We start from the raw sequence: 5,654 nt of genomic DNA, 5'->3' as shown, positions 1-5,654 counted from the left end.
GATGTAAGTCGGGATTCATCCCGACAAAAAGTATCATGTTAGTCGATATAGGTATGCTGTGTGGCATTATTGTTGGCCTAAAGGCCAACCTACAGACGAAAAAAAACCCTGACTGCGTGAGCAATCAGGGCTTTCTAAATAAAACTTGACGACGACCTACTCTCACATGGCGAATGCCACACTACCATCGGCGATGACGCTTTTCACTTCTGAGTTCGGGATGGGATCAGGTGGTTCAACGTCTCTATGATCGTCAAGCAAACGGGTTGCGTTCGTTCTGAGTGTCTGTGTTAAGCCGTTAGGCTTAATCCAGCAGGTTCACTCACAACACGCCAATACGTGCTTGAATCTTTAACAATGCTTTTTTTGAAATAGCGATAACCAAGTATCAAACCAGCCACATCATTGCTGATGCTGTCGTAATCTGTGTCTCTATGATCTTTTCATGATGCCGTTTGACCCTTCTCTTTACGAGTTTTCTCAGTCTCTCTTTATCACTCAAAACCACTTTGGTGTTATATGGTCAAGCCTCACGAGCAATTAGTATTGGTTAGCTCAATGCCTCACAGCACTTACACACCCAACCTATCAACGTCGTAGTCTTCAACGGCTCTTTAGGGGACTTATGTCCCAGTGAGATCTCATCTTGAGGGAGGCTTCCCGCTTAGATGCTTTCAGCGGTTATCCCGTCCGAACATAGCTACCCGGCAATGCCACTGGCGTGACAACCGGAACACCAGAGGTTCGTCCACTCCGGTCCTCTCGTACTAGGAGCAGCTCCTCTCAAATCTCAAACGTCCACGGCAGATAGGGACCGAACTGTCTCACGACGTTCTAAACCCAGCTCGCGTACCACTTTAAATGGCGAACAGCCATACCCTTGGGACCGGCTTCAGCCCCAGGATGTGATGAGCCGACATCGAGGTGCCAAACACCGCCGTCGATGTGAACTCTTGGGCGGTATCAGCCTGTTATCCCCGGAGTACCTTTTATCCGTTGAGCGATGGCCCTTCCATACAGAACCACCGGATCACTAAGACCTACTTTCGTACCTGCTCGACGTGTCTGTCTCGCAGTTAAGCGCGCTTTTGCCTTTACACTCTACGCATGATTTCCGACCATGCTGAGCACACCTTCGTGCTCCTCCGTTACTCTTTGGGAGGAGACCGCCCCAGTCAAACTACCCACCACACAGTGTCCTCGATCCCGATAAGGGACCTGAGTTAGAACCTCAAACATACCAGGGTGGTATTTCAAGTTTGGCTCCACTAGAACTGGCGTCCTAGTTTCAAAGCCTCCCACCTATCCTACACAAGTAGGTTCAAAGTTCACTGTGAAGCTATAGTAAAGGTTCACGGGGTCTTTCCGTCTAGCCGCGGATACACAGCATCTTCACTGCGATTTCAATTTCACTGAGTCTCGGGTGGAGACAGTGTGGCCATCGTTACGCCATTCGTGCAGGTCGGAACTTACCCGACAAGGAATTTCGCTACCTTAGGACCGTTATAGTTACGGCCGCCGTTTACTGGGGCTTCGATCAAGAGCTTCGCTTACGCTAACCCCATCAATTAACCTTCCAGCACCGGGCAGGCGTCACACCCTATACGTCCACTTTCGTGTTTGCAGAGTGCTGTGTTTTTAATAAACAGTCGCAGCCACCTGGTATCTTCGACCGATCAATGCTTACGGAGTAAATCCTTCACACTAACCGGCGCACCTTCTCCCGAAGTTACGGTGCCATTTTGCCTAGTTCCTTCACCCGAGTTCTCTCAAGCGCCTTGGTATTCTCTACCTGACCACCTGTGTCGGTTTGGGGTACGGTTCATGTATATCTGAAGCTTAGAAGTTTTTCCTGGAAGCATGGCATCAACTACTTCGTCCAAAAGAGGACTCGTCATCAGTTCTCGGTCTTAAGAGGGCCCGGATTTACCTAAGCTCTCAACCTACCACCTTAAACACGGACAACCATCGCCGTGCTAGCCTAGCCTTCTCCGTCTCTCCATCGCAATATACATAAGTACAGGAATATTAACCTGTTTCCCATCGACTACGCATTTCTGCCTCGCCTTAGGGGCCGACTCACCCTGCCCTGATTAGCATGGGACAGGAAACCTTGGTCTTCCGGCGGGGAAGTTTTTCACTCCCCTTATCGTTACTCATGTCAACATTCGCACTTCTGATACCTCCAGCCTGCCTTACAGCTTGACCTTCAACGGCTTACAGAACGCTCCTCTACCATGCAAGATAAATCTTGCATCCGTAGCTTCGGTGTACAGTTTTAGCCCCGTTATATCTTCCGCGCAGGCCGACTCGACTAGTGAGCTATTACGCTTTCTTTAAAGGATGGCTGCTTCTAAGCCAACCTCCTAGCTGTCTAAGCCTTCCCACATCGTTTCCCACTTAACTGTAACTTTGGGACCTTAGCTGACGGTCTGGGTTGTTTCCCTTTCCACGACGGACGTTAGCACCCGCCGTGTGTCTCCCGTAATTGCACTCATTGGTATTCGGAGTTTGCATGGGGTTGGTAAGTCGGGATGACCCCCTAGCCCAAACAGTGCTCTACCCCCAATGGTGAGATACGAGGCGCTACCTAAATAGCTTTCGAGGAGAACCAGCTATCTCCGAGCTTGATTAGCCTTTCACTCCTATCCACAAGTCATCCCCAGCCTTTTCAACGGATGTGGGTTCGGTCCTCCAGTTAGTGTTACCCAACCTTCAACCTGCTCATGGATAGATCGCCCGGTTTCGGGTCTATTCCCAGCAACTAAACGCCCTATTAAGACTCGATTTCTCTACGGCTCCCCTAAATGGTTAACCTTGCTACTGAAAATAAGTCGTTGACCCATTATACAAAAGGTACGCAGTCACGGAACTAAGTCCGCTCCCACTGCTTGTACGTACACGGTTTCAGGTTCTATTTCACTCCCCTCGCCGGGGTTCTTTTCGCCTTTCCCTCACGGTACTGGTACACTATCGGTCAGTCAGGAGTATTTAGCCTTGGAGGATGGTCCCCCCATGTTCAGACAGGATACCACGTGTCCCGTCCTACTCGTTTTCATTGAAAAGGTGTTTTCGTATACGAGGCTTTCACTCTCTACGGCCAAGCTTTCCAGCTTGTTCTACTAACACCAAATCAACTTAAGGGCTAATCCCCTTTCGCTCGCCGCTACTTAGGGAATCTCGGTTGATTTCTTTTCCTTCGGGTACTTAGATGTTTCAGTTCCCCGAGTTCGCCTCATTAAGCTATGTATTCACTTAATGATACCCGCAAGCGGGTGGGTTTCCCCATTCGGAAATGTTCGGATCAAAGTTTGTTTATCAACTCCCCGAACCTTATCGCAGATTACCACGTCCTTCATCGCCTCTGACTGCCAAGGCATCCACCGTGCACGCTTGGTCACTTGACCATATAACCCAAAGTAGTTTTTTAATCCCTCACTTTTCTAAAAGAAAAGTCAGTATCAAAACAACACTCAGATCACATACCAACGATGCTTTTGTGTCATCACTGGATTTTACGATTTAGAAAGTCATCCAGGTTATTCTCAATAAAGAGAAAGATGCTTTCCACCGGTTTGACGCTTGATTATCGTCTATTTCAAAAAGTCACATTGTTAAAGAGCAAGTTTAGTGCAAAGCACTAAGTCAGACATTCATGAATAACGCGAACATTATGATGACTGGTCATCACATAATCGCTTTCATCAACCCCTTGCTTAGGACTCTATCCTAGAACAATTGCTGCTATAAAGTAGTCATCAGATAATTTGTGTGAACGCTCACCAGAGCTTCGTATCGTTTAAGGAGGTGATCCAGCCCCAGGTTCCCCTAGGGCTACCTTGTTACGACTTCACCCCAGTCATTGACCACTCCGTGGTAACCGCCCTCCTCGAAAGGTTAAGCTAGCTACTTCTGGAGCAATCAACTCCCATGGTGTGACGGGCGGTGTGTACAAGGCCCGGGAACGTATTCACCGTGACATTCTGATTCACGATTACTAGCGATTCCGACTTCATGGAGTCGAGTTGCAGACTCCAATCCGGACTACGACGCACTTTGTGGGATTCGCTTACTATCGCTAGTTCGCAGCCCTCTGTATGCGCCATTGTAGCACGTGTGTAGCCCTACTCGTAAGGGCCATGATGACTTGACGTCGTCCCCACCTTCCTCCGGTTTGTCACCGGCAGTCTCCTTAAAGTTCCCACCCGAAGTGCTGGCAAATAAGGATAAGGGTTGCGCTCGTTACGGGACTTAACCCAACATTTCACAACACGAGCTGACGACAGCCATGCAGCACCTGTCTCAGTGTTCCCGAAGGCACTCCAAAATCTCTTTCGGATTCACTGGATGTCAAGAGTAGGTAAGGTTCTTCGCGTTGCGTCGAATTAAACCACATGCTCCACCGCTTGTGCGGGCCCCCGTCAATTCATTTGAGTTTTAACCTTGCGGCCGTACTCCCCAGGCGGTCTACTTATCGCGTTAGCTTCGCCACTAAGTCATTACAACCCAACGGCTAGTAGACATCGTTTACGGCGTGGACTACCAGGGTATCTAATCCTGTTTGCTCCCCACGCTTTCGCACCTCAGTGTCAGTATCAATCCAGAGTGTCGCCTTCGCCACTGATGTTCCTTCCTATATCTACGCATTTCACCGCTACACAGGAAATTCCACACTCCTCTATCGTACTCTAGCCTGCCAGTATCGGGTGCCATTCCAAGGTTGAGCCCTGGGCTTTCACATCCGACTTAACAAACCACCTACGCGCGCTTTACGCCCAGTAATTCCGATTAACGCTTGCACCCTCTGTATTACCGCGGCTGCTGGCACAGAGTTAGCCGGTGCTTCTTCTGAGGGTAACGTCACAGCAATCGAGTATTAATCAATTACCTTTCCTCCCCTCTGAAAGTGCTTTACAACCCTAAGGCCTTCTTCACACACGCGGCATGGCTGGATCAGGCTTGCGCCCATTGTCCAATATTCCCCACTGCTGCCTCCCGTAGGAGTCTGGGCCGTGTCTCAGTCCCAGTGTGGCTGGTCATCCTCTCAGACCAGCTAGAGATCGTCGCCTTGGTAGGCCTTTACCCTACCAACTAGCTAATCTCACGCAGGCTCATCTAATAGCGAAAGGTCCGAAGATCCCCTCCTTTCCCCCGTAGGGATTATGCGGTATTAGCATGCGTTTCCACATGTTGTCCCCCACTACTAGGCAGATTCCTACGCGTTACTCACCCGTCCGCCGCTCGACGCCTGTAGCAAGCTACATCGTTTCCGCTCGACTTGCATGTGTTAAGCCTGCCGCCAGCGTTCAATCTGAGCCATGATCAAACTCTTCAGTTTAAGATCTTTTGCTGATAAATCAGCGTGCTTACTCAAATTTAACTCTAACTAAACTTACATGTTTGTTTGATAAATCAAACAAACATGAACGAATTGAAAGTGTTTGGACTCTCGTAAGACTTCAAAATATTTTCGAAGTCTCCAGCGAGCGCCCACACAAATTATCTGATTAACTATTTTAAAGAGCGTGCTAACTAAAATAAGACAAGAAGAACAAACTGTGTTGTTTTTCTTGTTGGACGCTTACTCGTTGTTCTGAGTGGTTGTCCGTGTCAGCGAGGGCGTATATTAAGGATCTACAGATTTAGTGCAACCT

Annotated in this window: 3 rRNA genes; all 3 read right to left on the bottom strand. The window is 48.9% G+C overall.

What is annotated here, in order from left to right:
- Positions 1–143: 143 nt before the first annotated feature.
- Positions 144–258 (bottom strand): 5S ribosomal RNA (gene rrf, locus O1D97_RS18335).
- Between the two features lie 261 nt (positions 259–519).
- Positions 520–3,407 (bottom strand): 23S ribosomal RNA (locus O1D97_RS18330).
- A 393-nt stretch (positions 3,408–3,800) separates the two neighbouring features.
- Positions 3,801–5,338, bottom strand: a 16S ribosomal RNA gene (locus O1D97_RS18325).
- The 16S, 23S and 5S rRNA genes sit together here, the layout of an rRNA operon.
- Positions 5,339–5,654 lie beyond the last annotated feature (316 nt).

This window comes from Marinomonas phaeophyticola, from assembly GCF_026966905.1.
Taxonomy (GTDB): domain Bacteria; phylum Pseudomonadota; class Gammaproteobacteria; order Pseudomonadales; family Marinomonadaceae; genus Marinomonas; species Marinomonas phaeophyticola.
The sequence above is the reverse complement of the archived record's forward strand: the minus strand, read 5'-3'. Positions and strand labels throughout refer to the sequence as shown.